Genomic DNA, 1,412 nt, shown 5'->3' with positions numbered 1-1,412 from the left:
TGCCCGGTCGCGCCCGTCGAGGTCCAGGCCGGCTTCCGGCCCGCGAGAGCGAGGAAGAACGCCTTCGTGTACATCGGGAAGGTGACGGTCGACAGCAGCAGCGTCTCCCACCGGAACGAGCCGATGATGAACAGCGCGAGCCCGATCTGCAGCACGTAGAACCCGCAGTAGAAGAGGATCCACTCGACGAGCGGCACCTCCAGGCTGACCGGCGTGATGTTCAGGTAGATCTGCAGCGGGGGCAGCACGATCAGGCCCAGCGGCACGATCCCGGTGAAGTAGAACGTGACGGTCATGAAGTACTGCACGCGCTGGTCGGTCGTGAGCCGGCGCTTCGGCGAGAACGGGTTGTGCTTGAGCAGGATCTCGAACCCGCCGACGGCCCAGCGGACCTGCTGGCGGACGAAGGCCTCGATCGTCTCGGGCGTGCGCCCGACCGCGAGGGTCATCGGCACGAAGATCGAGCGCCAGCCGCGCTCGTGCACGAAGATCGACGTCCAGATGTCCTCGGACTGCGAGCCCTCGTACATCCCGCCGATGTCGTCGAGGGCCTTGCGGCGGAAGACGGCGTTGGTGCCCACGCAGAAGGCGGAGTTGTACTTGTTCTTGCCCGGCTGGGTGAGGGCGTAGAAGACGATCTGCATGTAGGCGGAGCCGCGCGAGATGAAGTTGTGCGCGTTCCCGTAGACCTGCGGGGCCTGCACGAAGGCGACGTCGTCGTGGGCGAAGAAGGGGAGAGTCTCCTCCAGGAACTCCGGCACGGTCACGAAGTCGGCGTCGATCATCACGGCGAAGTCCGAGTCGGTCAGACGGAGCGCGTGGTTCACGTTGCCGGCCTTGGCACCCGCGCGGTCCTCGCGCACCACGTAGCGGACGCCCAGGCGCTCGGCGATCGCGGCGACCTGCGGGTCGTCGCCGTCGTCGAGGAGCCACGTCACGTGGGTGCCGCGCATGTCGCGGGCCGCACGGGCCGTCTCCTCGATGATCGCGGGGTCCTCCCTGTAGGTCGTGATGAAGACGTCGACGGTGATGCGGCGGCGGCCGAGGTAGAGGTCCTCGCCGATCGGGATGCCGTCGACCGGGCTCCCGTAGAGCGTCGCTCGAGCGGAGTGGAAGGCGGAGTCGCGCGGGTCGTAGGTGCTCGATAGGGCGGTCCACATCGTGAGCGCGGCCTGGCCGATCAGGTAGAGCTCGCAGATGATGACGATGGCGAACGGGAGGGGGTCGCCGATGTTGCGCGGGTTGAGCAGGAAGGCGCCGTAGAGCAGCGCGCCGGCGCCGGAGAGCAGCACGATCATGATGAGCGAGGGCGACTGCTGCTTGGCGCGGCTGGTGACGGCACGGGGGCTGGCGACGCGCTGCTGGCGCGTCAGGAGCGGGCGGATCTCGGGTGGAGCGGGAGGACCAGGGCG

1 protein-coding gene is annotated in these 1,412 nt (G+C 68.1%); it reads right to left on the bottom strand.

Annotated features, from left to right (window positions below; all coding sequences use genetic code 11):
* On the bottom strand, window positions 1-1,412 hold a 1,412-nt coding region (locus tag C5D04_RS17735), incomplete at both ends, for a glycosyltransferase family 2 protein (protein WP_104348144.1).

It is taken from the genome of Rathayibacter sp. AY1D2, from assembly GCF_002932695.1.
In the GTDB taxonomy this organism is placed as follows: Bacteria; Actinomycetota; Actinomycetes; order Actinomycetales; family Microbacteriaceae; genus Rathayibacter.
The sequence above is the reverse complement of the archived record's forward strand: the minus strand, read 5'-3'. Positions and strand labels throughout refer to the sequence as shown.